The sequence below is a fragment of the Aeromonas piscicola genome, from assembly GCF_000820005.1.
GTDB lineage: Bacteria > Pseudomonadota > Gammaproteobacteria > Enterobacterales > Aeromonadaceae > Aeromonas > Aeromonas piscicola.
Genome location: NZ_CDBL01000091.1, coordinates 1 through 26,904, shown reverse-complemented (window position 1 = coordinate 26,904; position 26,904 = coordinate 1). Strand labels below are relative to the sequence as shown.

At 57.1% G+C, this 26,904-nt stretch carries 22 protein-coding genes; 11 read left to right on the top strand and 11 right to left on the bottom strand.

From position 1 onward, the window contains the following. Nucleotides 1-61: 61 nt before the first annotated feature. The 3 genes from ruvC to BN1128_RS23995 all read right to left on the bottom strand — a co-directional run bounded on the left by ruvC (nt 62) and on the right by BN1128_RS23995 (nt 2,784). Nucleotides 62-583: a crossover junction endodeoxyribonuclease RuvC gene (ruvC, locus tag BN1128_RS24005; protein ID WP_042873682.1), complete on the bottom strand. Its 522-nt coding sequence runs from the start codon at nt 581-583 to the stop codon at nt 62-64. Nucleotides 584-855: 272 nt separating this feature from the next. Then, on the bottom strand, nt 856-1,767 hold the full coding sequence (locus BN1128_RS24000; protein ID WP_042873680.1) for a Gfo/Idh/MocA family protein: 912 nt from the start codon (nt 1,765-1,767) through the stop codon (nt 856-858). Nucleotides 1,768-1,902: 135 nt separating this feature from the next. Next, nucleotides 1,903-2,784: a LysR family transcriptional regulator gene (locus BN1128_RS23995; protein ID WP_042873678.1), complete on the bottom strand. Its 882-nt coding sequence runs from the start codon at nt 2,782-2,784 to the stop codon at nt 1,903-1,905. Between the two features lie 105 nt (nt 2,785-2,889). On the opposite strand from BN1128_RS23995, the gene BN1128_RS23990 reads away from it, so the two are divergent. The 3 genes from BN1128_RS23990 to BN1128_RS23980 all read left to right on the top strand — a co-directional run bounded on the left by BN1128_RS23990 (nt 2,890) and on the right by BN1128_RS23980 (nt 4,664). Further along, nucleotides 2,890-3,498: a short chain dehydrogenase gene (locus BN1128_RS23990; RefSeq protein WP_042873677.1), complete on the top strand. Its 609-nt coding sequence runs from the start codon at nt 2,890-2,892 to the stop codon at nt 3,496-3,498. A 185-nt stretch (nt 3,499-3,683) separates the two neighbouring features. Further along, the gene (locus BN1128_RS23985; RefSeq protein WP_042873675.1) at nt 3,684-4,208 is read left to right on the top strand and encodes a DinB family protein; all 525 of its coding nucleotides are present in this window, start codon (nt 3,684-3,686) and stop codon (nt 4,206-4,208) included. Nucleotides 4,209-4,223: 15 nt separating this feature from the next. Next, the gene (locus tag BN1128_RS23980; protein WP_042873672.1) at nt 4,224-4,664 is read left to right on the top strand and encodes a hypothetical protein; all 441 of its coding nucleotides are present in this window, start codon (nt 4,224-4,226) and stop codon (nt 4,662-4,664) included. 75 nt (nt 4,665-4,739) lie between these two features. On the opposite strand, the gene BN1128_RS23975 is transcribed toward BN1128_RS23980, so the two are convergent. Next, nucleotides 4,740-4,955 (bottom strand): hypothetical protein, encoded by a 216-nt coding sequence (locus BN1128_RS23975; RefSeq protein ID WP_042873670.1) that lies wholly within the window; start codon nt 4,953-4,955, stop codon nt 4,740-4,742. Between the two features lie 323 nt (nt 4,956-5,278). Between BN1128_RS23975 and BN1128_RS25070 the strand changes: the two genes are divergently transcribed. Further along, a complete protein-coding gene (locus BN1128_RS25070) occupies nt 5,279-6,079 on the top strand; it encodes a Hachiman antiphage defense system protein HamA (protein WP_209428619.1) in 801 nt (266 codons plus the stop codon). Beyond that, complete coding sequence (locus BN1128_RS23970; RefSeq protein WP_082030543.1) at nt 6,079-8,538, top strand: DEAD/DEAH box helicase; 2,460 nt, start codon at nt 6,079-6,081, stop codon at nt 8,536-8,538. The genes BN1128_RS25070 and BN1128_RS23970 overlap by 1 nt, the downstream gene beginning before the upstream one ends. 101 nt (nt 8,539-8,639) lie before the next feature. Here BN1128_RS23970 and BN1128_RS23965 read toward each other — a convergent pair whose 3' ends face one another. From BN1128_RS23965 to BN1128_RS23950, 4 genes are all read right to left on the bottom strand, one after another. Then, nucleotides 8,640-11,066, bottom strand: a complete 2,427-nt coding sequence (locus BN1128_RS23965; protein WP_042873666.1) for a YgiQ family radical SAM protein — start codon at nt 11,064-11,066, stop codon at nt 8,640-8,642. Nucleotides 11,067-11,203: 137 nt separating this feature from the next. Further along, on the bottom strand, nt 11,204-11,575 hold the full coding sequence (locus tag BN1128_RS23960; RefSeq protein ID WP_042873663.1) for a hypothetical protein: 372 nt from the start codon (nt 11,573-11,575) through the stop codon (nt 11,204-11,206). A gap of 94 nt (nt 11,576-11,669) precedes the next feature. Next, nucleotides 11,670-14,789, bottom strand: a complete 3,120-nt coding sequence (locus BN1128_RS23955; RefSeq protein ID WP_042873661.1) for an efflux RND transporter permease subunit — start codon at nt 14,787-14,789, stop codon at nt 11,670-11,672. Beyond that, nucleotides 14,789-15,838, bottom strand: coding sequence for an efflux RND transporter periplasmic adaptor subunit (locus BN1128_RS23950; protein ID WP_042873659.1), 1,050 nt, complete (start codon nt 15,836-15,838; stop codon nt 14,789-14,791). The genes BN1128_RS23955 and BN1128_RS23950 overlap by 1 nt, the downstream gene beginning before the upstream one ends. A 209-nt stretch (nt 15,839-16,047) precedes the next feature. On the opposite strand from BN1128_RS23950, the gene BN1128_RS23945 reads away from it, so the two are divergent. Then, entirely contained in the window at nt 16,048-17,604 is a 1,557-nt protein-coding gene (locus tag BN1128_RS23945; protein WP_042873684.1) for a sensor domain-containing diguanylate cyclase, read from the top strand. Between the two features lie 33 nt (nt 17,605-17,637). Further along, nucleotides 17,638-18,504, top strand: a complete 867-nt coding sequence (rssA, locus tag BN1128_RS23940; RefSeq protein ID WP_042873657.1) for a patatin-like phospholipase RssA — start codon at nt 17,638-17,640, stop codon at nt 18,502-18,504. An 80-nt stretch (nt 18,505-18,584) separates the two neighbouring features. Here the strand turns inward: rssA and BN1128_RS23935 are convergent, their stop codons facing one another. Together BN1128_RS23935 and BN1128_RS23930 are read right to left on the bottom strand one after the other, a co-directional pair. Then, complete coding sequence (locus tag BN1128_RS23935) at nt 18,585-19,946, bottom strand: sodium-dependent transporter (RefSeq protein WP_042873655.1); 1,362 nt, start codon at nt 19,944-19,946, stop codon at nt 18,585-18,587. Nucleotides 19,947-20,150: 204 nt separating this feature from the next. After that, the gene (locus tag BN1128_RS23930) at nt 20,151-20,417 is read right to left on the bottom strand and encodes a helix-turn-helix domain-containing protein (protein ID WP_005298604.1); all 267 of its coding nucleotides are present in this window, start codon (nt 20,415-20,417) and stop codon (nt 20,151-20,153) included. Nucleotides 20,418-20,676: 259 nt separating this feature from the next. On the opposite strand from BN1128_RS23930, the gene BN1128_RS23925 reads away from it, so the two are divergent. The 4 genes from BN1128_RS23925 (at nt 20,677) to BN1128_RS23910 (ending at nt 25,316) form a co-directional block, all read left to right on the top strand. Then, nucleotides 20,677-21,273 (top strand): hypothetical protein, encoded by a 597-nt coding sequence (locus BN1128_RS23925; RefSeq protein ID WP_042873652.1) that lies wholly within the window; start codon nt 20,677-20,679, stop codon nt 21,271-21,273. Between the two features lie 308 nt (nt 21,274-21,581). Next, entirely contained in the window at nt 21,582-22,601 is a 1,020-nt protein-coding gene (gene ompA / locus BN1128_RS23920; RefSeq protein WP_042873650.1) for a porin OmpA, read from the top strand. A 441-nt stretch (nt 22,602-23,042) separates the two neighbouring features. After that, nucleotides 23,043-24,044 carry a porin OmpAII gene (gene ompAII, locus BN1128_RS23915; RefSeq protein WP_042873649.1) on the top strand — a complete coding sequence of 334 codons (1,002 nt, stop codon included), beginning with the start codon at nt 23,043-23,045 and terminating at the stop codon, nt 24,042-24,044. Between the two features lie 213 nt (nt 24,045-24,257). Next, on the top strand, nt 24,258-25,316 hold the full coding sequence (locus tag BN1128_RS23910; RefSeq protein WP_042873646.1) for an OmpA family protein: 1,059 nt from the start codon (nt 24,258-24,260) through the stop codon (nt 25,314-25,316). A gap of 124 nt (nt 25,317-25,440) precedes the next feature. Here BN1128_RS23910 and BN1128_RS23905 read toward each other — a convergent pair. Continuing rightward, the coding region (locus tag BN1128_RS23905; protein ID WP_042873644.1) for an NAD-dependent malic enzyme at nt 25,441-26,904 on the bottom strand (1,464 nt) is incomplete at its 5' end.

Genomic DNA, 26,904 nt, shown 5'->3' with positions numbered 1-26,904 from the left:
GAGGGCGCCCGGGCGCCCTCCTCTCACATTAGTCCTCAGACGCAGTCAGCGTCGGCAGGGTTCAGCGATAGCGGCCGCGCACCGAGCTGGTGGCCCGCCCCGCCATTTTGATCAGGCTCTGGCGGGTATGGAAGTGGCAGAGTGCCACCCCCAGCGCATCCGCCGCATCCGCCTGAGGCGTGGCCGACAGCTTGAGCAGATGGGTCACCATGTGCTGCACCTGCTCCTTGGCCGCGCCGCCCGTGCCCACCACCGCCAGCTTGATCTGGGTCGCCGAGTATTCGCTGACCGGCAGCAGGGCATTGACCGCCGCGACTATGGCGCTGCCCCTGGCCTGACCCAGCTTCAAGGCAGAATCGGCGTTGCGCGCCATGAAGACCCGCTCTATGGCGAACTCGTCGGGCTTGAACTGGGTGATGATCTCGCTCACCCCGTCATACACCTGCTTGAGGCGGGACGGCAGCTCGCCCAGGTCGGTACGAATGCAACCGGAGCCCAGATACTCCGCCTTGCCTGCGACTATGCGGATGACGCCGTAGCCTGTGATGCGCGAACCGGGATCTATCCCCAGAATAATGCTCATGGCCGCTCCGCCATGCTGGCCTGGGGGCGGCTCACAGCCTCATCACCCGTGAGCCGGGGGCCCGGCTCCATTCCCAAAACAATGCTCATGACACTCTGTTGCTCTGAAGGCAGTTCATGGCCGCCAAGATAGCAAACAAGCGTCCGCTTGGCTCGCGCGGCGGCGCCCTCGCCGGCTGACTGCGCAGGGATCCGCCATCTTGTACAGTGGTCTGCCTGTTCCTTCACCCGTGCGGGCCCGCCAAATCAGGCGCCACAGGCGCAGAAGAAGGGTCAGTCCGCCAGCACCACCAGCCGCTCGGCCAGTCGATGGCCGTGCAGATAGCTCTCGATCAGAGTCCCATCGGCCTTGCCCATCTCGATTTGCCGATACCAGTGATCGAGCATAGCCACGAAGCCCCGTTGGGCCAGCACCGGCTGCCAGTCGTCCGGTGCCAGGGTCTGCACGGTTTTGTCTCGGGCAATCGTGCCCCGGGTGCAGTTCTCCAGGTGCAGGGAGAGGTTGTCGCCATAGGCATCGACACGCTCCTCCGTGATGCCTGCGCTGCGGTTCATGCTGCCGCTCACCGCCACCTGCCCGCTTTGCCAGGCGACGCTCACCCCGGCCAGCAGCTCGGGCTGCTGGGAACTTCGCCGCAATACAGCATGCAGCTCCCCCTCCGGTGCGCCGCCATAGAAGCAGAGGCTGTCAAGCACATGGATAAAGTCGTCGAACAGGAACTGGCGTGGCAGCCCCGGCAGGGCGTGTCTGTGCTTTTGCCAGTTGAGCTCGGTGAGCGGCTGATTATCTGTACGGGCGGCACACATGGCGGGCAGATAGCGGCGGTTGAAGCCGACAAACAGCGGGCAGTCCTGCGCCATGGCGAGGTTGGTGAGCGCCTCCACCTCGGCGTAATCAAAGCAGAGCGGCTTGTCGACAAAGGTGGGAATGCCCGCTTGCAGGCATTGGCGGGCCAGCGCGAAGTGCACCGAGGTGGCAGCGTGGATCATCACGGCATCCGGGCGGCTCGCCAACAATGCATCCACCTCGGTGAAGCACTCGGCGATCCGGTACTGGCGAGAGAGCTTGCCCAGCACCGCCGGATTGCGGGTGCAGAGCAGCGGGGTGACCCGCTCGTCGCTGGCAATCAGCGGCAGATAGGCTTTTTGGGCGATATCGCCGAGGCCAATCAGGGCAATGCGCATGGGTACTCCTTGTCACTCGATCACTGGATAAGTGGATAACCGGCTAACTGCCCGCACCATCGCAGGATTTCCCCCTCAGATCCAGCCTGCCGTTACCACGCTGCTGACGCTGGCCTTTCTCTGCAAACGGCGGCTTTATCTGGGCGCAAGGGCGCTGACCGACTTAATCACCCCGGCCATCCACTCGATGGCCAGATTGCCCTGACTTTTGCGGTGTCTGCCGATCACCACCTCGAATGGCTGTGGCGCCCCGGCCATCGCCACGGTGCGAAAATCCCCGAGGGCAGCGATGGCCGACGGAATGCAGGCTGCCACGTCATTGACCGACATGAAGGCTTGCAGCGAGGTGTAACAGGGGAGCGTCGCCACCGCCGCGCTGGCGACCTGCTGCGGGCTCATCTGCCCTTCGAAGTTGCCAACGCTGTTGGCGAACTGCACAAAGGGGATGGCCGCCATATCCTGCGGCTGGGCATTATCCCGAAGATATCGGGAGTCCTGGCGCAGCACGCAGCAGTAGTGATCCCGGCGCAGGGTAGTGCGCAGCAACCCCGGGTCGATATAGGCATCAAAGCCAATCACCAGATCTGTTTCGCCGCTGGCCAACGCGTCCAGATGCAGCTCGGCCTGAAAGTCCACCACATCGAGCCGGATGGAGGGCGCCTGACGTCGCAGGGCGCTCGCCAACCTTGGGATAATGGCGAGCTGGGCATACTCGTTGGCCATCACCCTGAAGGTGCGCTGGCTGCTGGCCGGATCAAAGGGCTCGGCCACAAAGACCCCGTCGATGTCGGCCAGGATCTGCTCAAACTTGTCGGCCAGCTCGCAGGCGTAGTCGGTCGGCTGCAATCCGGCGCTCTGGCGGATAAACAGCTCGGCGGGAAAGGCGTCGCGCAGCTTTTTCAGATGGCTGCTCACCCCCTGCTGGGAGATTTCCATCAGCTCGGCCACCCGCGACACACTCTTGTATCTGACCAGCAGCACCAACACCCGCATCTGCCTGATATCGATCTTCTCCACCCTCACCCCACCAATTAAAGTTGTATCACATACAAGTTACACATGATTTACATTGTATCAGTGGCTCTCTAACCTTGCAGCTCTTCCAGCAAAGCGAGGTTAACGATGAAAACTGTCATTCTGATTGGTGCTCAGGGGAAAATGGGGCAAGCCGCCCTCAGCGGTCTGGGCAAGCACAAGGTGATCACCGCCAGCCGCTCCGGCGAGGGGTGTGATTTTCAGGTGGATATCACCAGCAAGGAGTCTATAGAGCGGCTCTACCAGAACGTGGGATCCTTCGATGCGGTGGTCAATACCGCAGGATTTTGCGAGTACGCCCACTTCAGCGAGATGAGCGACGAGCAGTGGCAAACCACTATCCAGAGCAAGCTGATGGGCCAGATCAATCTGGTCAATGTCGGCCTCAACTACATCAATCAGGGCGGCTCCTTCACCCTGATCTCCGGCATCCTCAATATCAAGCCGATCCCGCTGGCCATTGCCGATGCCACCACCAGCGGCGCCATCGATACCTTTGTCCAGTGCGTGGCCCACGAGCTGCCCCGCGGCATTCGCATCAATGTGGTCAACCCGACCGTACTGGAAGAGGCGTGGGACGTGTATGGCGAAATGATGCCCGGCTTCCAGCCGGTGCCGGGCACCCTGGTCGGCAAGGCGTTTGAACGCTCCGTCGATGGCTTTATTACCGGTCAGGTGCTCTATGTCGATGCCTGATCCCGTTCAGGTCTGACCCCACTGCCTTTGTAATTCCTTGTCGATGATTTTCCTCTTCCCCGAAAGCACCCCGCTCTCGGGGCTTTTTGTATGGCAAGAGCCAGAGCAGCGACAGAATGGGTTTCGTATTGAGCCTGTTTTGGCTAACATGCCCCACTTTCAGGAGACATAGGGACAAGGAACCGATGAGCAACAAGACGCTGCAATCCCTCTTTCACTACAAGCGTTGGGCCGATGGCGAGCTGCTGGATGCGATCGCCACGCTGGACGCGCAGCAATATGGCGAGGCCCACCACACCTGCCTTCGGATCTTCAACCATATCCATGTGGTCGATGCCATCTTCAAGGCCAATCTGCTTGGGGAGTCCCACGGCTTCAGTGCCACCAATACCCCGGAGACGCCGACCCTGGCGGCGCTGCGCAGCTCGGTCACGGCACTGGATAACTGGCTGGTGGATTACGTCGCGACCCTCAGCCCGCAAGAGGGTGCAACCCCGCTCTCGTTTCGCTTTGTCGATGGCGACAGGGGGCAGATGAGCCGCGAGGAGATGCTGCTGCATCTGGTGACTCACGGCGGTTATCACAGGGGGGCTATCGGGCGGATTTTGGTGCAGTGCGGCATCACGCCGCCGCGCGATACCCTGACCACCTTTTTGCATCGCAGCGAACCCAAGCGGCGCGGTGAAGATGGCTCACCCTTTGCGGGATAATGGAGCTTTGCCCTTATGAACCAACTCACGCGCTTCTCTCGTCCGTTACTGCTCGTGCTCCCATTGCTGCTGGGCGGCTGCGCCGCCGCCATCGATCACTACTCGGGGCGCTTTCGCAATACCCTGGCACAGGGGGAGACCCGCACGACCATTCGCGCCGAACTGGGAGATCCCCAGCTTTGTCAGCAGGCCGCCTTTCTGACCGAGGATAATGTGCAGGGTTGCGATCGCTTTACCGTGCTCGGCAAGATCCACAAGCGCGCTGACGGCAATGGCCAGGCCACGGCGAGCGCCGTGACAATGGGGCTGGGGGAGCTGATCCTGATACCGATGACGGTGGCTGGCGTGGCGGCGGATTACACCCAGCGCCATACCATTACCGTCTATTACGATCGGGACGATCACTATCTGTTTCACACCCTGCTCAATACCAAGGGGCAGGAAGTGTGGCAATAAGGGGCGATAAAGCGAAACGCTTTGCTGCCCTATGGCCAGGTGACAGCCGTTTGCAGGATGACTCGGGAAATCCCGCTAAGATTGCTCTCTGCGATCCAACCATTTGCCCACTCTGGCACCCAGCTCGGAGCAGAGCAGGGCGCTGACAATGGCCCCTATCATTCGGTTGGTCTCGGAGAGCGCTTTTGTCTCAACAAACTGGTAGGCAATCAGATTGAAAATAAGGATCCCGAGCAGCAGCCCCAGCCCGCTGCCCACCTTCTCTCTTCTGGATTTGGCTTTCACCGCCATCTATTGCTCCTGTGCAAGGGAGCCGGCCATTCAGCCCCTCCCCTTATCCATAGGCCGAACAAGATAGCAAAGCCGCACCTGCTTGCCCGCCTTTATCGCACCTGCTTAAGCGCTTTGATGACGCAGTTCAAAAAATGATGATTTTCTGATGGTTGTATCAGTTCTGATGCTCGCCTGAGCAGCTTCGTTTGGCTTACCATAGCCGTCCAGAACCTGTTGAGCTGCGATGGGTTGCTGCCCTCGCTGGTCAATGGAGCATATTGGAAGCTGCAATCCACGGGCGGTAGCGTGAGGTTCAGTGGCATTACGCCTCGCTCAGGAAGATGGGTGTCCCAGATTTCTTAAGTAAGGGTTTAATTTTGATTATTCCTGAAATAAAAATATTTTCTAACAATGTTGAATTACATGTATTAGATTTCATTAATTTAACACCAGAAATTACTCAGCAAATAGATGATCACTTAGTCAAAATATGTGAGGGAGATAGTGACTCTAATTTGAATTTAGTGAAGTCTAACTTTCTCCGATTTCTAGAGACCAAGGATGAACGAACTAAAATAGGAGCAGTCGCAGAGTTTTTTGTTCATCTATATTTAAGACAAATTAAATTAAAGCAAGAGTTTCTATTTTTCAATCTTGAGGAAGGATCAATAAAAAAAGGATTCGATGGATTCTTTTCTAGTGATACAGAAGAATATCTCGTTGAAAGTAAATCAGGGTTGTCTTCTACAGAAGCTATTAGTCACAAGAGTAAAATCAAAGAAGCATACAATGACATATCATCTGTCATAGCTGGCAATAGTAAAAAAAGCAAAAATAACCCATGGAGAAACGCTTATAACCACGCATGCCACACCGATGTAGGTACCAGAAAAACGATTAGAAAAAAAATTAAAGAATTGTCAGACTTATTTGATAATGGTGAGTATGGAAAAGTAGATAAGTTTAATATAATCCCATGCTCAAGTATTTTTTTGATGAGTGGATGGGATTCCAATTTTTCTCAGGAAATATTGATGGCTGATGATGTTTTTTTTGAATCATTAACAGCTAAGTCAACAAAAGCTATCTGTATAACAAAGGCAAGTTATAATTCATTCCTATTATATCTTAGAGGTGAATAGTGAGCAATTCAGATACTTTGACTTGGTTAAGTAAAGATTCTCGCTTTTATACGATAAATGAAAAATTTGCTAAAAATATTAACTTAAGTGAGGAGGAAAGCACATATGCGTTATCAGTTGCTATTCTTCTAATTAAAGAGTTTGAACGAGATCGAAGAAAAATCTCTTTCTTGGAGTTTGGATACTTTTTAATACTATCGTACTCACTACAAAGCAACGATTATATTCCATTATTTGACCTAAGTACTAACTTAGGATTTTATCCTATTTCTAAGTTCATTATAGATAAGAATTTTATTGAAAATAATTTTTCTCATGATCTTGTAGCTAATGGTCTTAGAAAATTCAAATATAACGACATAACAGAAACTCTAGAACAAAAGAAATATAGAAACCAATTGATTGATAGTAGCGCAAATGATAATTGCTATATAGCGCCAACATCATTTGGTAAAAGTGCAATGATGGTTGAACTTATAAAAAATATAAAATCAGGGAAAATTTTCATTATCGTCCCCACGAAATCATTACTTACTCAAACTTACAAATTAATAAGCTCCTTCTTTACAAACAGAAAAGTTATTTTCCATGATGAAATGTATGATGGTGAAGAGCATTTCATAGCTGTATTTACTCAAGAGCGAGCACTTCGACTTTTAAAAAGCCAAAATCATATGCAAGTTGATGTTCTGTTAATTGATGAGGCTCATAATCTCTTTGAGTCATCATCTAGGAGCATTTTATTAAGCCGCCTAATTCGTAGAGTCAGAATAAGAAAACCGGACTCTAATATCTATTACTTCTCGCCACTGATAAATGATAGTAATAACTTAAAATTTGAAGAGCAGCAAAGGATAGAAACAAGAAAAATTCAATTTAACATTAAAGAGCCAGACATCAGCGAATTTAGATTGAATGGTTGCGTATATAAATACAATCGCTTTATTAATGAATTTTTTCCACATAAAGAAAACCTCTTGATTTTTCCTTATATTTATTCCAATGCAAAAAATAAAAACTTTGTTTATCTAAGAGCGCCCAAAAAAGTTGAAGAGTTTGCAGGGCTTTTAGCAAATACATTGGAACTTTCGAGTACTAAAGAACTGGAAGAATTAGCCCAGATTATATCTAAGAATGTACATGAAGACTTTTACTGTGTTGAGTTAGTTAAAAGGGGCATGCTCTATATTCATGGAAAACTTCCCGACCTGATAAAAGAATATTTGGAGTTTAAATTCCGTACTATTAAAGAGCTGAATTTTATAGTTGCAAATTCAGTAATTCTTGAAGGCGTTAATTTACCGATAGATAACTTATACATTTTAAACACTCACTCTTTAGGTGCAAAAGAACTAACCAATCTTATTGGTAGAGTAAACAGACTGAATGAAGTATTTAGTGGTGATACTGCTGACCTTTCTAAACTCAAGCCCTCTGTTCATTTTATTAACACCGAAGAGTTCAATAGAAAGAACAGTAATATGAGTAATAAAATTAAGGAGCTAAAAGCTGGACACATTAATAACGACGAAGTTAAAAATCCAACATTGCTAAATTTTGACATCGCAAAGTTTGAAAACATAATTGATACATCAACTAGTCTAGATGCTGTCGAATCCGCTACAAAAACAAAAGAAAATTCTTTATCCATCATTGAAAGAGAGAATTTCCTAACTGAACTACCAAACTCAGAACTAGAGAGATTGAAGATTCTATTTTTTGAGTCAGGATTGCATTTAGCATATATTTACCCAGATCTTGCATTTGATGAGATCGCCAGTAGAGTTAAAAGTATAAAAATGCAGCCTAACTTTACTGAGCTAGACACAATAGATAAGATATATCACATTTTTATATTTAATTTTGATAGTCAAATTCTTGACCCATCATTTGCTCGTCTTAAAAATGAAAAAGCACGAAATTATTATAGGTCGTTCGTCAAAAACATTCACATATTAACTCTAAAAGAACACATTAATTCGACCGTTAAATATTTTTATAAGAATGCAACTGATACCGGCAATAACTTATTTTATATTGGGAGGTCATATGGTGAAGTTAACAGAGATGGCGGCACTAGTGGCACAACAACCTACATTGATTTATCGACTAAAAATAAAAAGGAGTTGGTAAATTTAGCTCTAGTTAAAATAAAAATGGAAAGTGACTTTCTTTCATATAAATTAAATGAGTATGTGGCCATATTAAAAGAGTTTGGCATTGTATCAAATGATGAATACAATATGTTTATTTATGGTACTGTAAAGAAAACTAGCACTAATTTAACAAGACTTGGGTTAAGTGGTGCAATAATAAGAAAATTTGAGTTGGACGGACAAATCAATAACATAGAGATCGATGCTTTCGGACATGTGTCTGTTAACAGCTCTTTTATAGAATATCTTAAAAAACAAGATGATTTAGTACAGTTTGAGATTAAGAAGTATCTCACTATATAGCACGTCATAGGTAATGAAATAGTTACACCGTCTATATTCAACCAATAAAAAGGCGACCATCCGGTCGCCTTTTTATTTCCATCGCTTTCCAATCAGCAAACTCACCGAGCCGGTCGCTTGGTGCCGTTGCCTTTTGCGGCAGGCTTGCCGCCCTGAGTAGCGGGTTTGGCAGAGCCGGCGCGGGTCGGGGCTTTACCCTTGTGCACGGGTTTCCCCTGCCCTGCGGGCTTGCCCTGACCTGCGCCTTGGGAAGCTGGCTTGCCGTTGCCACCCGCCCCTTTAGGGAGCTGGGAGCCTACCGGCTTGCCATTGCCCGCCTTGCCGCCCTTGCTGGCGGCAGGGGTATCGTTGCGAGCCTTGCCTTGCGAGGCGGCAGCCACTGCGCCCTTACCGGCAGAGGCACCCTTGCCAGCCCCATTGCCACGCTGATGGACTATGTTGCTGTGGCGGGTCAGGGCCGGTTTCAGCCCCTTGTTGATGCTGCGCGAGGCCACCGCCTCGCCACGCCCTTCCGGCGGCACCAGGCAGTTGGGGCCATTGCCGATCAGGTGACCCTTGCCCATTTCCAGCAAGGCTTCGCGGATCATGGGCCAGCCGGCCGGATCGTGGTAGCGCAGCAGCGCCTTGTGCAGGCGACGGCGGCGTTCCCCTTTCACCACGAACACATCCCCGCCCTGGCGACTCACCTTGTTGAGGGGGTTTTTCTCGGTGTAATACATGGTGGTGGCGTTGGCGAGCGGTGACGGGTAGAAGTTCTGCACCTGATCGAGCTTGAAGTTGTTGGTCTTGACCCAGAGCGCCATGTTCACCATGTCTTCATCCGTGGTGCCCGGGTGGGCGGAGATGAAGTAGGGGATCAGGTACTGCTGCTTGCCCGCCTCTTTGGAATACTTGTCGAACAGCTCCTTGAAGCTGTAGTAGCTGCCCATGCCCGGCTTCATCATCTTGGAGAGCGGGCCCTCCTCGGTGTGCTCGGGGGCAATCTTGAGGTAGCCGCCGACGTGGTACTTGGCCAGCTCCCTGATATAGCGCGGATCTTCCACCGCTATGTCGTAGCGCACCCCGGAGGCGATCAGGATTTTCTTGATCCCCTTCACATCCCGCGCCTTGCGATAGAGGTTGATGGTCGGGGTATGGTCGGTATCCATGTGCGGGCAGATGGTCGGCCAGACGCAGGAGGCACGGCGACAGGTCTGCTCGGCCCTGGGGCTCTTGCAGCGCAGCTTGTACATGTTGGCGGTGGGTCCGCCCAGATCCGAGATGACACCGGTGAAGCCCGGCACCTTGTCGCGGATCTCTTCAATTTCTTTGATGATCGACTCTTCCGAGCGGCTCTGGATGATGCGCCCCTCGTGCTCGGTGATGGAGCAGAAGGAGCAGCCGCCGAAGCAGCCGCGCATGATGTTGACCGAGGTCTTGATCATCTCGTAGGCCGGGATCTTCTCCTTGCCATAGGCCGGGTGCGGCACCCGCTGATACGGCAGGCCGAACACGCCGTCCATCTCGTCGGTTTCCAGCGGGAAGGCGGGCGGGTTGACCCAGACGATGCGATCACCGTGGGCCTGGGAGAGCGCGCGGGCGCAGCCCGGGTTGGTCTCGTGGTGCAGGATGCGCGAGGCATGGGCGTAGAGCACCTTGTCTTCCTTCACCCGCTCGAACGCCGGCAGCTTCACATAGGTTTTTTCCCATGGCTTCTGCTTGGGCGGCTGCACCAATACCGGCTTGGCCTCCTGCTCCACCGGCGCCGTACCCTCGTCATCCGAGCAGGGCGCCCCTTCCATATAGGGGTTCATGATGGGGTCGATGCGGCCGATCTGATCCAGCTTGCTGGAATCCACCCCGCGCCACTCGGGCAGCGGCTCCTTGCGGATCACGGCGGTGCCGCGAATGTCCTGCATGGTCTCCATGGTCTCGCCGTTGGCGATGCGGTGCGCCACCTCGATGAGCGGCCGCTCGGCGTTGCCATAGATGAGGATGTCGGCCTTGGCGTCGAGCAGGATGGAGCGGCGTATGGTCTCGGACCAGTAGTCGTAGTGGGCGATGCGGCGCAGCGATGCCTCTATGCCGCCTATGACCACGGGGACCTCCTTGAAGGCCTCCTTGCAGCGCTGGGTGTAGACCAGGGTCGCGCGATCCGGCCGCTTGCCTCCCACATCGCCCGGGGTGTAGGCGTCGTCGTGGCGCAGCTTCTTGTCGGAGGTGTAGCGGTTGATCATGGAATCCATGTTGCCCGCGGTCACCCCGTAGAAGAGGTTGGGCTTGCCCAGACGCATGAAGTCATCCTTCGATGACCAGTCCGGCTGGGCTATGATGCCGACCCGAAAACCCTGGGATTCGAGCATGCGGCCGATCACCGCCATGCCGAAACTCGGGTGATCCACATAGGCGTCACCGGTCACCAGGACTATGTCACAGCTGTCCCAGCCGAGTTTGTCCATCTCCGCTCTGGACATGGGCAGGAAGGGCGCAGTGCCGTAGCACTCGGCCCAGTAGCGGGGATAGGAGAAAAGGTGGGTAACCGGCTGCATTTTGAACACCTGGAACAATTCGGGTCGCGCATTATACCGGCAGAGCGAAGCGGCGGCGATGGCTTTTTGCCCCTACAGAGCACGAGGAAAAGGCGAGCCAGTGACGGGCTCGCCTCAATAACACGGGTTGAACGGGATCAGGCCAGGACGCGGGCCAGCACTATGCGGCTGTAATGGCGCTGCAGCAGCTGATAACCCCCGAGCAGACACCAGACCAGGGCTGGCGCCAGGAAGATGGGGTGGGTCGCGAGGCGCAGCATCAGCAAACCCAACAAGATCAGCGCGAACGGGCGGCTCTCGTAGAGCCACAGCGGCCAGCCCTGCTTGCGGGCAGGGAGTGGCTTGTCGATGCGCCTATGGGCACTGCGTCTGAACCAGGCCAGGGAGCCGGCCAGATAGAACGCCAGCCCGGCCAGCAGCAGACCCGGTTGATCGGCAATCCCCAGCAACAGCAAACCGCTGCCCATATAGGCAAAAGGCAGCGGCTCATAGATAGCAGATGGCAACATAGCTCACCTCAACGTTAAAACTGGCTACATATTAACCGCCGGCTGCCGTGATACCATCCGCTTTCTGCGTCTTTCACCTATATGGGTGTAGGTATCAGGCCGCCGGTTTGTCCTGACTCTTGACCGCCGACTGGGCTGCCAGCGCCTCGTCCACCAGCAGATCTCGCGCCCCCGTCATGCCCGCCCGTTTGGCCAACAAATGATAGATGGCAGGCACCATCACCAGGGTCACCAGGGTCGCCAAGGAGAGCCCGAAGAAGACCACAGTCCCCACCGCCATCCGGCTCTCGTAACCCGCCCCCATGGAGACCATCAGCGGTACGGCGCCGATAATGGCGGTCAGCGAGGTCATCAGTATGGGACGCAGACGGCGCACCGAGCCGGCTATGATGGCGTCATCGAAGGCCTCGCCACGCTGGCGCAGCTGATTGATGAACTCCACGATCAGGATGCCGTTCTTGGTCACCATGCCGATCAGCATGATCATGCCGATCTGGCTGTAGATGCTCATCTCCTGCCCCGTCAGCCAGAGGCCGAGCAGACCGCCGAAGATGCCGAGTGGTACCGTCACCATCACCACAGCCGGGGTCAGCATGCTCTCGAACTGGGCAACCAGCACCAGATAGACCACCAGCAGGGCCAGGGCGAACACCATCACCATCTCGCCCTGGTTGTCGCGATAATCCTTGGACTCACCGGCGTAATCCACCGTCATGCCGCTCGGCAGATTGGCGCTGGCCCAACCGTCGAGGAAGTCCAGTGCCTCGCCCAGGGTACGATCCGGCGCCAGATCGGCGGTGAGGGTCACCGCCTTCTGCCGCTGGTAGTGGTTGAGCCGCTGCGGGCTCGCCACCTGGGTGACGGTTGCCAGGGTGGAGAGACTCACCATCTCGCCACTGGCGGCCTTGAGATAGATACGGCTGAGATCGGACACGCCGTTGAAGTCACGCTGATTGGCGCGCAGATAGACGTCATACTCCTCGCCCCTGTCCACATAGGTGGTCTGGCTGACGCCGCCGAGCAGGGCCTGCAGCGAGCTGGCCACGGTCGACACCGGAATGCCGAGCTGGCTGGCTCTGTCCCGCTCTATGGTCACCTGCAGTTCGGGGGTCTTCTCGGCGTAGTCGAGATCCGGCGTCACCATCAGGCCACTCTGGGCCGCCGCCTCTTTCAGGGCCAGCCCCTGCTGATAGAGCTCGGCATAGTCCGAGCCCTGCAGCACGAACTGGACGGCGGCGGTGGAACCACCGCGAAAGCCCGGCTGGAAGGTGCGGATCATCACATCGGGAATGCCGGCCAGCCGCCCGCTCAGGGACTGGGCAAACTCGGTGGCGGTTTCATCCCGCTCGGCCCAGTCGGTGAGCTGGATGATCGCCATCCCGGTCTGATCGCCGCCACGGCCGAAGGCCGGGGTGCTGAAGCTCATGGCCTGCACCACCCCCTTGCCCAGCAGCGGCATGATGGCCGCCTCCACCTGCTGCATGTTGCGCTTCATACGCTCGATACTGGTGCCCTCGGCCCCTTTCACGAACACATAGAGCACGCCCCGATCCTCGGTCGGGGTCAAACTGGTGGGCAGCTGGCCAAACAGGGCACCGATGCCGCCGAGGCAGAGCAAGAGCACCAGCGGGGTCCAGGCCGAACGACGCAGCACCCAGCCCAGCAGATTGCGATAGTGCTTCTCCACCCAGCCGAGGCCGCGATCGAGCGACGCCGTCAGCACGTTGGGCTTGTCGACGGAGCGCATCAGCCAGGAGCCCATGGCCGGGGTCAGAGTCAGCGCCACCAGGGAGGAGAAGAGCACCGCCAGGGAGAGCAGAATGGCGAACTCGGTAAAGAGCCGCCCCACCATGCCATCCATGAAGGCGATGGGCACGAACACCATCACCAGCACGGCCGTGGTCGCCACCACGGCAAAACCTACCTCGCGGGTGCCGTGCCAGGCTGCCAGCAGCGGTGGCTCGCCCCGTTGCAGGTGGTGGTGGATGTTCTCCACCACCACTATGGCGTCATCCACCACCAGACCGATGGCAAGGATCAGCGCCAGCAGTGTGATGAGGTTGATGGAAAAGCCAAGATACCAGGCACCGATGAAGGCCGAGATGAGCGACACCGGCACGGTAATGGCCGGGATCAGGGTGGTACGCCCCTGCCCCAGGAACAGGTAGAGCACGGCCACCACCAGCACGGCGCAGATGGCCAGCGTCTCGTACACCTCGTCGATGGCCTGCTTGATGAAGATGGTGGAGTCGTAGTCAATTTCCAGGGTGGCTCCTTCCGGCAGGAAGCGCTGCATATCGGCCATCTTGCGTTCGACCCCCTGCGCCACCGCCAGCGGGTTGGCAGTGGACTGGGCCACTATGCCTATCCCCAAACTCTCGCGGCCGTTGCGCTGGTAAGCACTGTCTTCGTTCTTGGCGCCCACCTCCACGTCGGCGATATCCGCCAGGTAGATGCTCTGGCCGTTGTCGGCGGTGCGCACCTGCAAGGCCTGAAAATCGGCGGCCGTGTGGTAGAGACGGGCGATCTGCACCGCCATCGTCATGCTGTTGTTGCGAATTTCGCCGCCCGGCAGCTCTATGTTCTCCCGCTTGAGGGCGTCTTGCACGTCCGCCACCGTGATGCCACGGGCCGCCATGTCGGCGGGGCGCAGCCGCACGTACATCACCTGGGTCAGATCGCCGGAGAGGGCCACCTCGCTCACCCCGTCCACCAGACTAAGGGGATCGACCAGTACGCGGTTGGCGTAGTCCGTCATGGCGGTACGGTCCATCTGGGTGCTGCTGAAGTTGAGCCAGACCGCCACATCGCCGTTGCCGTTGTCCTTGGTGACCATGGGTTCATCCACGTCATCCGGCAGTTTGGGGCGGGCACGGGAGATGGCGTCACGCACATCCGAGGTACCCTCCACCATGTTCCAGCCGAGCTTGAATTCCACCGTGATGACGGAACGTCCCTTGCGGGTCACCGAGTTGATGTTCTTGATACCGCTGATGCCGGAGAGCTGATCCTCGATGGGCTTGGTAACCTGACTCTCCATGACGGCTGGCGCCGCCCCCTCATAGGTGGTGGAGATGGAGACGGACGGGATCTGCACGTCCGGCATCTCCCGCACCGTCAACTTGCTGAAGGCCACCAGACCGAACACGGTCAGCAGGGCACTCACTACCACGGCCACCAGCGGGCGGCGTACAGAAATGTCGGAGAGCCACATCAGCCTTTTACCTCCGCCAGATCGTGCACGCTGGCACCGTCACGCAGATTGACCAGCCCCTCGACCGCGATGCGATCGCCGACCTTCAGGCCCTCGGTGACCCACACCTCCTCGCCATGGGTATCCCCCAGCACCACGGGCACACGCTTGACCCGGCCATCGGGCTCGAGGCGATAGACGAAGCGCCGCTCGCCGGCATACTCCACCGACTGGGCCGGGATCAGCGTCATCTTCTGGGGCGGCAGGGAGAGCTCCACGTTGAGCAGCATGCCGGGGCGCAGCTGTCCGTCAGGATTGGGGATGATGACCCGCGCCTTGATATTCTGGGTATCGTTGGACACCCGACTGTCGAGCGTCTCCAGCACGCCACGGAACGCTTGATCCGGCCAGGCCGAGCTGGTTGCCGTCACCGCCATGCCGGGACGCAGCAGGGAGAGATAGCGCTCCGGCACCGCCAGATCGAGCCGCAGCTTGGCCAGCTCATCGAGATGAAGCAGGGTATCGCCGCTGTTGACCAGGGCCCCTTCACTGAGATCGATCAGGCTGACGGTGCCGTCAAACGGTGCCTGCAGGGTGCGCAGCGACAACTCGTATTTGGCCGCATCGGCGCGGGCCTGGGCCTGGGCCACTATGGCCTCCTGCCCTTCCAGCTCGGAGGTGGTGATGGCACCGCGCGCCACCAGCCGGCGCATGTCCCGCAGCTTGCGGGCCTCATCGCGCACGCTGGCGCTCTGCTCCGCAAGCTCCGCCAATTGCTTGCCCGTATCCAGGGCGATCAGGGTATCGCCCCGCTTGACCTGCTGGCCGGAGCGTACCGCTATCTTGACGATGCGGCCGGTCACCTCGGGGCTTATCACCACGGAGCGATTGGCGGCCAGCTTGCTCACCAGCTTGATGGTGGGTTCGGCCAGGCTCTGCTTGACCGTCTGCGCCCTGATATTGACCTGGCGGGGCTGGGGTTTGCTGGCGGGTTCATTGTTACGGTAATACCAGACACCCGACATCAGCAGGGAGAGACAGGCGATCGACAGCCACATACGCATTTTCATCAAGCAATCCATGAAATTAAGAGAAAAGGGGGCACTTCATCAATGATGGGTACAATGTTACCCCCTGACTATGCCGTGACTATGTATAAATGTGACAAAACGTAACAGAAGCGGTGGAAGATCACCGAAATCGTCGCCACAGGAGACGTTTTTGATGGTTCTGCCCTAAACTGATGAACCGAACCAGTCCAGATCAGGCCCGGCCGCCTATGCCAGCACCACGCATTCATATCGTCACACGCAGCCAGCACTGGCTACTTGGTACCCTCGTCATACTGCTGCTTGCCCTCACCTTCCATCAGACTCTGAAACAGGTCACCGAACTCAACGAGCGCGATACCCTCAACATGGCCGCCCGTTTGCGATCCCAATTCCAGCAGATGGAAACCGTGCTCGAGGCCATGCGTGGTCAGGCCGAGGAGCGGCTGCGCAGCAATCCTCAGTCCGCCCTGACCTACCAGCTTTATCAAGCCCTGCGCACAGATCCTGAGCTGGGATTCTCGCTGGACAAGGTTCCCGCCAACCTGCCCGCCGGGCTCAGCGGCAATCTGACCGGGCTGGGCCGACTGCCTGCCCCTGGCAGCGAGCGAGAAGCCAGACTGCATCTGGCGCTCAGTCTGTCCCCCCTGCTCTCCACCGCCAGCAAACTGCTGGGAGACAAGGTTGCCTGGCTCTACTTCACCGGGGTAGATGACTTTATCTATCTCTACCCCTGGATCCCCTCCAGCGAGTTTCGCTTTCATCGCGCCATCTATCTCAAATCTTACTGGCAGGATGCACTGAAACAGCAAAACCCCAACCAGCGCGCCATCGTATCGCGCCCCTACGAAGATTTTGCCGGGGAAGGCCAGATGATTTCCCTGTCGCAACCCATAGTAAAGGACCAGGTGCTGGTGGGGGTCATCAGCATAGATGTGCTGCTCGAGCGGCTCGATCGGCTGCTGCATGAATCCACCCCCGCCATTGGCACGCTGTTTTTGGTCAACCAACACCAGCAGATCCTGGCCAGCAGCGCGCAGGGGGCTGACTTTTTCCCAAAGTTCCAGACTGACAGGCATGGCTACCAGTGGCGGCAAGGAGCCCTCCAACTGGTCCAGGCTATTCCTGATACGCAACTCACCCTGATCCATCGTATCCCGCTGACCGCACTAACCCAGGCCCTGTTCTGGCATTCACTCCCTTCCCTGATCACCATCCTCTTTATGGTGTGGGCGGCACTCTCCAGTCTCAAAGCCCGTCGTCTGAACCGGCAGCTCGACTACCTATCCAGTCACGATGCCCTGACTGCCGCCTACAATCGCCACTATTTCGACGAATTCGAGCGTCTTCATCTGCGAGCCAAAGCCCGTAAAGTCGGAGTTGTCATGTTCGATTGCGATCACTTCAAACAGGTCAACGACCGCTTTGGTCACGAAGTTGGCGATCAGGTGCTGATCCGGCTGGTCACACTCTGCCAGCCTCTGCTGAGGAAAGAAGATGCCCTGATCCGCTGGGGTGGCGAGGAATTTCTGCTGCTGGTTGCCAAGGGATCCGAACCGCTGGATCAGCTGGCCGAGCGGTTGCGCCTGCAGATAGCCCGCCATCCGTGGGACGAGATTGCGCCCACCCTGGCAGTCACCGTCAGCCTGGGCTATCACCACTGCGCCCCCGAGACACAGCTGCAGGAGGCGATCCGCCGGGCGGACGTGGCGCTCTACCAGGCCAAGGCCAACGGTCGCAATCGCAGCGAACGCTGGCAGGATGACGGCGCAAAAAACACCGGGTAAGCTGAACGCCTCACTCACCTCAGGAGAGACAAAGTGTCACGAAAACCCCGCGTGGGATTGGCTCTAGGCAGTGGCGCTGCCCGAGGATGGGCGCACATCGGCATCATACGCGCGCTGGAGCGGCTCGGCGTCAAACCGGATCTGGTGGCAGGCTGCTCCATCGGCAGTTTCGTCGGCGCAGCCTATGCCGCAGGCGAGCTGGACAAACTGGAGTCCTGGGTACGCGGCTTCAGCCGGCTGCAGGTCGTCGGCCTGCTCGACCCCGCCCTCTCCGGCGGGCTGTTTCGCGGGGAAAAGGTGTTCGGCATCGCCGCCAATCACCTCGGTGATCCCGTCATCGAGAGCCTGCCCATTCCCTTCGCCTGCGTTGCCACCGAGCTCGATACCGGCCGCGAGATCTGGCTGAAAGAGGGCCCGCTGCGCCAGTGTGTGCGCGCCTCCTGTGGCATGCCCGGTATACTCACCCCCACCCTGGTAGAGGATCGCTGGCTGGTGGATGGCGCCGTGGTCAACCCCGTGCCCATTTCGCTGGCCCGCGCCATGGGGGCTGAGGTGGTGATCGCCGTCAACCTCAACGCCGACATGCACCAGCCCTGGACCGACGAACCGGACGAACCCGTCAGCGGCAACCGCTTCAGCCAGTGGTTCAACCGCGGTGAGGGCCCCAACACTCCGGGCATGTGGAGCGTGATGACGGGTTCCATCAACATAATGCAGGAACGCATCACCCGCGCCCGTATGGCGGGGGATCCCCCCGAGATCCAGCTCTGCCCGCGCCTTGGCAGCTTCTCCATCATGGACTTCCACCGGGCCTCCGATGCCATCAACGAGGGGGAAGCCTGTGTCGAACGCAACATGGAGCAACTCAAGGATGAGCTCTCCCGCCTCGGTTTGATATGACGCCGGGTGCCAACCTGACGAGCCCATAAAAAAAAGAGCGCCAACGGCGCTCTTTTTACGTTCTTGTGACGGGCAAGCCATCAGAACAGCCCCAGCCCCTTGAGCATCACGACCAGGATCAGCAGCGGCGACACATAACGGATGATGAAGAACAGCGGCTTGAGGATGGCCAGCTCCAGTTCACCGCCATTGGTCAGCGCCTCCTTCATCCGCTCAAAGCCCCACACCCAGCCCACGAACAGGCAGAGGAAGATACCGCCAAGGGGCATCAATACGTTGGAAGAGACGAAGTCAAACAGGTCGAAGAAGGTCTTGCCGGCGATCTGCACCTCCGCCAGCGAACTGTTGGAGAGCGCGCAGGTCGAACCGACCGCGCCCAGCACCAGCAGGTTGAGCAGAGTGGCCTTGGGACGGCTCATGTGGAAACGCTCGGACACCACGGAGACAGGCACTTCCAGAATGGAGAGCATGGCGCCCGTCGCCGCGATGGCGGAGAGCACGAAGAACAGCACCATGAACAGGTGACCGAACGGAATGCTGGCAAACACAGCCGGAATGGTGATGAACAGCAGGGAGGGGCCGGCGGAGGGCTCGAACCCGAATGCGAACACGGCCGGGAAGATGGCGATCCCCGCCAGCATGGAGACGAACAGATCGGCGCACATCACCCGGAAGGTGGTGAGCGGAATGTTCTGATCATCCCGGAAGTAGCTGCCATAGGTCATCATGCAACCCATGCCGATGGAGAGCTTGAAGAAGGCCAGCCCCATGGCGGTCAGCACCACACCGGCGGTGATCTTGGAAAAGTCTGGCGAGAACAGAAAATGCAGACCCTGACTCGCCCCCGGCAGGGTCAGACTGCGAATGCCGATCACCAGCAGCAGGATGAAGAGCACCGGCATCAGCTTCTTGGTGACCGCTTCGATCCCCTTGGAAACCCCCATCAGCAGTATGCCTCCCATCAGCGCCAACACCAGCCATTGCCAGAGCAGGCTTTGCAGCGGATTGGTGATGAGCGCATTGAAGGCCGCGCCCGTGACCGCAGGGTCGGTCGACAGTATCTCGCCGCTGATAGCCTTGAAGATATAGGCGAACACCCAGGCCGCCACTTCGGAATAGAAGGACATGATGAGGAAGGCCGCGACCACTCCCATCAGGGCGATCAGCCACCAGGGCTGTCCCTTGGGGCCCAGCTTGCTCAGGGTGGTCACCGCATCGGCCTTGCCCTTGCGACCCAGCATGATTTCGGAAATCATCACCGGCAGCCCCACCAGCAGGGTGGCAATCACATAGACCAGCAGAAAACCGGCGCCGCCGTTTTCACCCGTCAGGTAGGGAAATTTCCAGATATTGCCCAGCCCGACGGCTGAACCCAGGGTGGCGGCAAGGACACCGAATTTACTGGTAAAGCCATCTCTGGCTAGGGGAATGGTTTGACTCATGCTTGTCTCACTGTGCGCATCATGCGAAGGATAACCCTGATTTTAGGGCAGGAATTTTCTGAGGATTAATCCGACTTGCCAAGGTATTTTCGTGAAAAGCCTTGGTGAGAGCACAATTAGCCAAATTTAATTAAATGAAGTGGTTATTTGATGGATAAAAAAATGCCGCCTCAATGGCGGCATTTTTGTCAAAGCCCAATTAAATCAAGCCTTGGCAATATCGTCCGGACCGATCTGGCCAATTTCGGCGACTTTCTTGTCAGCCAGCAGCCAGAGGGTGAACTTGTGCAGCTCCGGGTGATGCGCCAGTGCCACCAGGAAGGCGCCACCTACTTCACGATAACCCAGTTCATAGTTCTTCAGGGTGGTCGGGGGAACGCCCAGCAGATCGGCAAACTTGGGACGGCTCAAACCGACCGCTTCACGGATCTGACGGATCTTCTTACCAACAGTTACGATATTTGAATTCATATTGTTCCATACTCCGTACGGCGGATTGACTCCACCTTTATTTTTCGCGACGACTCGTAGTCAAGTGTATCAGTTTTGAACGGACTCGTTATGGTCGAGTCTCTATCTTTAATAAGCGTCTTTCGACGACAACCCTTGCAAACATCGGGGATGGTAATCGCTCAACCGCCTCAGGTAAACAGTCTCGAAAAGAAACCTTTATTGTTGCTGCAGGAATAACTCGTATAATCCGCCAGCTATCCCTAAAGAGTAGGAACTCATGGCGCTCCCCGGCATAATCTCCTGTTTACACCCAGTTTCAACCCATGCAGAACTCACCCGCCAGTTGATGCAAGGCCAGCAGACACGCGCCGAAGCCTTCTGGTTGCCTGCGGCCATGCATGAGCAGGCGGCAGCGGTTTTGACTGCGCTCGATGACAAAAGCAGCCTGTTTCTCGAACAGCCAGTAGCAGGGCTGACCCTGCGCAGTCACGATGGCGTCTTGCAACAAGACGGACATCTGCTGCTCGGCAACGGCCACCGCCTTGCCCTTGCCAACGAGCAGGGAGACGGAGGTCTGGTGCCCGAAAGCGGGCTCGCCGAGATGGCGCTCTGGCTGGAAGCGGGCCACCACCATTTTCGCTGTTCAGCTGCGGTTCAGCCCGTGGCGCGGGCCATCCTCAACATCTGGCCCCTCGATCCCTACCTTGCCCGTCATTTTTTGCTCAGCTTCACACCCTTACTGTGCGAAGCAACCGAGGCCGATTATCTGGCGGTGTTCCAGGCGAGGGAATCCCCCGCCATGGCGCAATCTGACTGGGTTCAGGCCTATATGAAACTCGAAAAGAAGCTGCACAGAGCCTATTTGGATCACTAATTAATTTGGATAAACAGCCAGTTATCCACACGACACAATTTGCCATATGGCTTATGTGTGAGCTTGATCATGTTTTGAAATCGGCATAGAGTGCGCCACGTCATCGGAATGACATCGGCTGTTCGTGAAGGGTTGAAGGCATTGCTTACGCTGCCACCCGCTCGCTTGTGCACCAGGAATGTGTGCCTCCCGGATGGAACCGGGATCCCTGCCAGACTCAACGCTGTTGTTCGGCAGAGCCTGCAGCTTACATAAATTAAAAAGTGCGAAGCACGTGAACAACGTGCCATCTCAACGAGGATTTTTTTATGATGAAAATGGCTCCTTCCCTGATCGCCATCGCTATGGCTGCCATGGGTGCAACTGCAGCTCACGCCGCTGACGACATCTACTTCGGTGCCGGTGTCGGTGCTGCCCACTTCAACGGTCTGAACAAGATCGAAGGCGTGAATACTGGCGAAGAAGACGCGGCTGCTGCCAACGCCTTCGTTGGTTACAACTTCACCGAGAACTTCGGTACCGAATTCGGCTACCAGTACGCTGGCCGTGGCAACACCGATGGCAACCGTTACGAAAACCAGGGTGCCACCCTGTCCGGTATCGCTCGTCTGCCGCTGGGCGGTGACTTCTCTGCCTTCGCTGAAGGCGGCGCCTACTGGGCTCACACCGATGGCATGGGCACCAGCGATACCAAAGTATCCCCGCTGGCTGGCCTGGGCGTGACCTACAAGGTCAACGACGCGCTGGATCTGCAAGCTCGCTACCGCTACATGTGGGACGTGGCTGACCTGCACGCCGACGACGTACGCTACAAGTCCAACCAGAGCGTTGCGACCCTGGAAGCCGTATACCACCCGTTCCGTTCTTCCTACGTAGCACCGGCTCCGGCTCCTGTTGTTGAAGAAGCTCCGGCTCCTGCCCCGCAGGTTGTTGAGAAGAACTTCGCGCTGAACTCCGACGTGCTGTTTGCCTTTGGCAAAGACAGCCTGAAGCCGGAAGGCGTTGCAGCCCTGAATGGTCTGTATCAGCAAATCGTTGAATTCCAGCCGAAAGATGGCAACGCTGTTGTCGTTGGTTACACCGACCGCATCGGTTCCGACGCTTACAACCAGAAGCTGTCCGAAGCTCGTGCCCGTACCGTTGCCAACTTCCTGGTAAGCAAGGGTATGGCTGCCAGCAAGGTTGCAGTAGAAGGTCGTGGCGAAGCCAACCCGGTTACTGGCACCAAGTGCAACGCCGTCAAGGCTAAAGCTCAGCTGATCTCCTGCCTGGCTCCGGATCGTCGCGTAGAAGTTCGCGTCTCTGGCGTACAAGAAGTTCAGCAATAATCTGATTCTATTCAGATAATGCGAAAAAGGGATGCAACGGCATCCCTTTTGTTTTCCCGCCTTCTATTAATTGATGGTGAAGGCAGCAAGACACGACACTTTCTGTCAAACCCTTTCTGTCAAACCCTCTCCCCCGCACGGCCTGCTTTTTCGCTCCAACCCGCACTACCGCTGGATATCTGTACAGAAACTTGATCAAAGCGAGTCAAAAGAATACAGTAACCCCGCTTGTAAGGTATTGGATGAACTATTAAAAGTGCTTCTTGTCCGGTTAGTTGTCCATGAAGCCAAGACTTCATGAGTATCCAGGAACCATCTCTTTTTTCATTCAAGCCAGCCGTGGTTCACCATGGAGGTCGCAGCTGAATTGTCACTTGCGACCGGTATAACTGAAGAGTGCGCAGTACGCCCTAGCACGGCAAACTCAACGAGGATAAAACGATGAAAATGAAAATGGCACCCGCCCTGATTGCTCTGGCCATCGCGGCCATGGGAACTTCCACCGCTCAGGCAGCCAACGACTGGTACACAGGTATCGGCGCAGGTTGGGCTTATGGTCACGACCTGAACGACTTTGGCAAAGACGCTGACAAGGACGCCACCGCGCTCTCCCTGTTTGGTGGTTACAACTTCAATGATTACTACGCTGCCGAGCTGGGTTATCTCTATGCCGGTAAAGCGGGCGTCGACGGTGTCGACTTCAAGACTCAGGGTGCCACCCTGTCCGGTCTTGCCCGTCTGCCGCTGAATGACATCTTCTCCGTGTTTGCAGAAGGCGGCGCCTACTTCAACCACGTCAACGGCAACGGCAGCAGCGACAACGGCACTGCGCCGCTGGCCGGTCTGGGCCTGACCGCCAAGCTCTCCGACCTCATCGATGTGCAAGCCCGCTACCGCTACATGTGGAACCTGGGTGATGAGCAGAAGACCTGGGAAACCAACATGAGCGTGGCCACCCTGGAACTGGTGATGCACCCGAATCGCACCTCCTATGTGGCACCTGTCGCTGCGCCAGCGCCCGAGCCGGTACCTGAGCCTGTCGTGGTCGACAAGAGCTTCGCCCTGAGCTCGGATGTGCTGTTTGCCTTTGGCAAATCCACTCTGAAGCCGGAAGGGGTTGCTGCGCTGAATACCCTGTATCAGCAGATCGTCGACGTGCAGCCGAAAGATGGCAGCGCCGTGGTCGTCGGCTACACAGACCGCATCGGTTCTGACGCCTACAACCTGAAGCTGTCCGAAGCCCGCGCCCGCACCGTGGCCGACTTCCTGGTCGGCAAGGGTCTGCCTGCCGGCAAGGTCGCCATCGAAGGTCGTGGTGAAGCAAGCCCGGTCACCGGCACCCAGTGCAATGGCATCAAGGCCAAGGCACAGCTGATCGCCTGCCTGGCCCCGGATCGTCGCGTTGAAGTGCGCGTCACCGGCGTACAGGAAGTGAAACAGTAAGTCACTCAAGTGACATATGAAGGAGGCCTGATGGCCTCCTTTTTCATTGCCTTGGGAACACCGCTCACCCTCCTCGTTTTGTGACCTCCTCTCGCCCGTTGCGCTCCCAAATACCACCTCAGTGGTTAAAAACCCTGTATCGCCTATAAATAGTGGTGGTTGTACACAACAGGGCTGGAGCTCTACGACACCAAACATCGACGAGGATACGCGATGAACATAAGACTGAAATCTGTTTGGATTGCATTGGCATTGGCGACCACGGGTGCACAGGCGGCGCCGGACAACGACTGGTATGCTGGGGTCGGTGGCGGCTGGGCCATCGCCCACGATCTGGGTGATTTTGGCAAGGATGCGAGCAAGGACGCCACCGCACTCTCCCTGTTTGGCGGCTACAACTTCACCGAGAACCTGGGAGCCGAGCTTGGCTACCTGTCGACCGGCGACTGGGACGTGCAGGGCAATGACTTCAGCAGCCAGGGGGCCACCCTGTCGGTGATAGGCCGCTTGCCCCTTGGCGACATCTTCTCGGTATTTGCCGAGGGTGGCGGTTATATCTACCACGTCAAGTCCGTCAACGGCGGGGACAACAACCTGGCACCGCTGGCCGGCCTTGGCCTCACCGCCAAACTGCACGACTGGGTCGATATCCAGGCGCGCTACCGCTATCTGGTCCGGGTCGGCGACGATCCCGACAACGACAAGCTGGGCAGTGGCACCCAGCGCTGGGTGAGCGACATCAGCACCGCCACCCTGGAGCTGGTGATCCACCCCAACCGCAGCAAACCGGTCGAGCCTGTCGCGGCCCCTGTGATCGTCCCGCCGCCCCCGCCCGCACCGGAGCCCGTGGACCAGACCTTCAACCTGAGCTCGGATGTGCTGTTTGCGTTCGGCAAAGCGGACCTGAAACCCGAGGGAATGCAGGCACTGGAGTCGCTCTATCAGCAGATAGTCGAGGTGCAGCCCAAGGATGGCAGCGCCGTGGTGATGGGCCACACGGACCGTATCGGATCGGATGCCAACAACCAGGCGCTGTCTGAGGCTCGCGCAAGCACGGTCGCCAACTTCCTGATTGGCAAGGGCCTGCCCGCCGACAAGGTCAGCATCCAGGGCAATGGCGAGAGCAACCCTGTCACCGGCAGCCAATGTGATGCCATCAAGGCCAGGGCCGCGCTCATCGACTGCCTGGGGCCGGATCGCCGGGTAGAGGTCAGGGTCACCGGCACTCAGAGTGCCTCCGAGGCCCCCGTCGCAGAGCCAGCCGCGCAATAAGCCGCGTCAAACAACGAAGAGAGCAGCCAGACGTGTGAGAGGGGCACCGGAAAGGGAAATCTGTGAAAGGTGCACAAAAAAGGGATGCCGAGGCATCCCTTTTGTTTTTCCCCTGCGCGGAGGATCAGAAGGAAGTGCGGCGATAGCGGCGGTATTCCGGTCGCCAGAAGTTCGCTTCTATGGCTTGCTCTATCACCTCGTCCGGAGTCTGCACCGCCTTGCCCTGCAACATGGCGGTCTTGGCCACCATCTTGGCGATGTAGCGGGAGACCTGATGGATATCCGCCAGATCCGGCAGCAAGGAACCTTCAGCCCCCTTCACCAGCGGCGAACACTCCGCCAGCGCGCGGCTGGCCGACATCAGCATGGCGTCGGTCACCCGGGTGGCGCCGGAGGCGATGACGCCAAGGCCTATCCCCGGGAAGATGAAGGAGTTGTTGCACTGGGCAATGACGTAGCGCTTGCCCTTGTGCTCCACCGGCGCAAACGGGCTGCCAGTCGCCACCAGCGCCTGGCCGTCGGTCCAGCGGATGAGATCTGCTGGGGTCGCCTCTACCCGCGAGGTGGGGTTGGAGAGCGGGAATATGATGGGACGGGCACAGTGCTTGTGCATGGTCTTGACCACCTCTTCGGTGAACAGGCCCGGTTGGCCGGAGACCCCGATCAGTATGTCCGGGCGACCGTGCTCCATCACCTCCAGCAGGGAGATATTGTCCCCCACCGGCCAGTCAGCGATGCGATCCACCGGCTGGGAGAGGCGGCGCTGGAAATCGAGCTGGTTGGGGATCTTGTCGGTAATGAGACCAAAACGGTCCACCATAAAGACTCGGCCACGGGCCTGGGCATCCGTCAGCCCTTCGGCCTTCATCTGCGCCACTATCTGCTCGGCGATGCCGCAGCCCGCGCTGCCCGCACCGAGGAAGGCGACCCGCTTCTCGGAGAGCTTTGCACCGGAAGCCTTGCAAGCGGCGATCAGGCTGCCCAGGGTCACGGCGGCGGTGCCCTGAATGTCGTCGTTGAAGCAGCAGAGCTCATTCTTGTAGCGATTGAGCAGCGGCATGGCATTGTTCTGGGCGAAATCTTCGAACTGCAGCAGTATCTCCGGCCAGCGGCGCTTGACCGCCTGGATGAAGGCGTCGACGAATTCGGCGTACTCTTCACCGGAGATGCGCGGATTGCGCCAGCCCATATAGAAGGGATCGCTGAGCAGCTGCTGGTTGTTGGTGCCCACGTCCAGCACCACCGGCAGGCAGTAGGCCGGGGAGATGCCGCCACAGGCGGTGTAGAGCGACAGCTTGCCGATGGGAATGCCCATGCCGCCGATGCCCTGATCCCCCAGACCCAGGATGCGCTCACCGTCGGTGACCACGATCACCTTGACGTTCTGCTTGGTGGCGTTTTGCAGCATGTCATCGATCCTGTCCTTGTCCGGATAGGAGATGAACAGGCCACGGGCGCGGCGGTAGATGTTGGAGAACTCCTCGCACGCCTTGCCCACGGTCGGGGTGTAGATGACCGGCAGCATCTCGGTCAGGTGGTTGTGCAGCAGACGGTAGAAGAGCGTCTCGTTGGTATCCTGGATGTTGCG

Bases quoted from the DNA above. Each gene is read 5' to 3' on its own strand.
- ruvC (WP_042873682.1), bottom strand. From the start codon at position 583: ATGAGCATTATTCTGGGGATAGATCCCGGTTCGCGCATCACAGGCTAC.
- BN1128_RS24000 (WP_042873680.1), bottom strand. From the start codon at position 1,767: ATGCGCATTGCCCTGATTGGCCTCGGCGATATCGCCCAAAAAGCCTAT.
- BN1128_RS23990 (WP_042873677.1), top strand. From the start codon at position 2,890: ATGAAAACTGTCATTCTGATTGGTGCTCAGGGGAAAATGGGGCAAGCC.
- BN1128_RS23985 (WP_042873675.1), top strand. From the start codon at position 3,684: ATGAGCAACAAGACGCTGCAATCCCTCTTTCACTACAAGCGTTGGGCC.
- BN1128_RS23980 (WP_042873672.1), top strand. From the start codon at position 4,224: ATGAACCAACTCACGCGCTTCTCTCGTCCGTTACTGCTCGTGCTCCCA.
- BN1128_RS23975 (WP_042873670.1), bottom strand. From the start codon at position 4,955: ATGGCGGTGAAAGCCAAATCCAGAAGAGAGAAGGTGGGCAGCGGGCTG.
- BN1128_RS25070 (WP_209428619.1), top strand. From the start codon at position 5,279: ATGGGTGTCCCAGATTTCTTAAGTAAGGGTTTAATTTTGATTATTCCT.
- BN1128_RS23965 (WP_042873666.1), bottom strand. From the start codon at position 11,066: ATGCAGCCGGTTACCCACCTTTTCTCCTATCCCCGCTACTGGGCCGAG.
- BN1128_RS23960 (WP_042873663.1), bottom strand. From the start codon at position 11,575: ATGTTGCCATCTGCTATCTATGAGCCGCTGCCTTTTGCCTATATGGGC.
- BN1128_RS23955 (WP_042873661.1), bottom strand. From the start codon at position 14,789: ATGTGGCTCTCCGACATTTCTGTACGCCGCCCGCTGGTGGCCGTGGTA.
- BN1128_RS23950 (WP_042873659.1), bottom strand. From the start codon at position 15,838: ATGAAAATGCGTATGTGGCTGTCGATCGCCTGTCTCTCCCTGCTGATG.
- BN1128_RS23945 (WP_042873684.1), top strand. From the start codon at position 16,048: ATGCCAGCACCACGCATTCATATCGTCACACGCAGCCAGCACTGGCTA.
- BN1128_RS23935 (WP_042873655.1), bottom strand. From the start codon at position 19,946: ATGAGTCAAACCATTCCCCTAGCCAGAGATGGCTTTACCAGTAAATTC.
- BN1128_RS23930 (WP_005298604.1), bottom strand. From the start codon at position 20,417: ATGAATTCAAATATCGTAACTGTTGGTAAGAAGATCCGTCAGATCCGT.
- BN1128_RS23925 (WP_042873652.1), top strand. From the start codon at position 20,677: ATGGCGCTCCCCGGCATAATCTCCTGTTTACACCCAGTTTCAACCCAT.
- ompA (WP_042873650.1), top strand. From the start codon at position 21,582: ATGATGAAAATGGCTCCTTCCCTGATCGCCATCGCTATGGCTGCCATG.
- ompAII (WP_042873649.1), top strand. From the start codon at position 23,043: ATGAAAATGAAAATGGCACCCGCCCTGATTGCTCTGGCCATCGCGGCC.
- BN1128_RS23910 (WP_042873646.1), top strand. From the start codon at position 24,258: ATGAACATAAGACTGAAATCTGTTTGGATTGCATTGGCATTGGCGACC.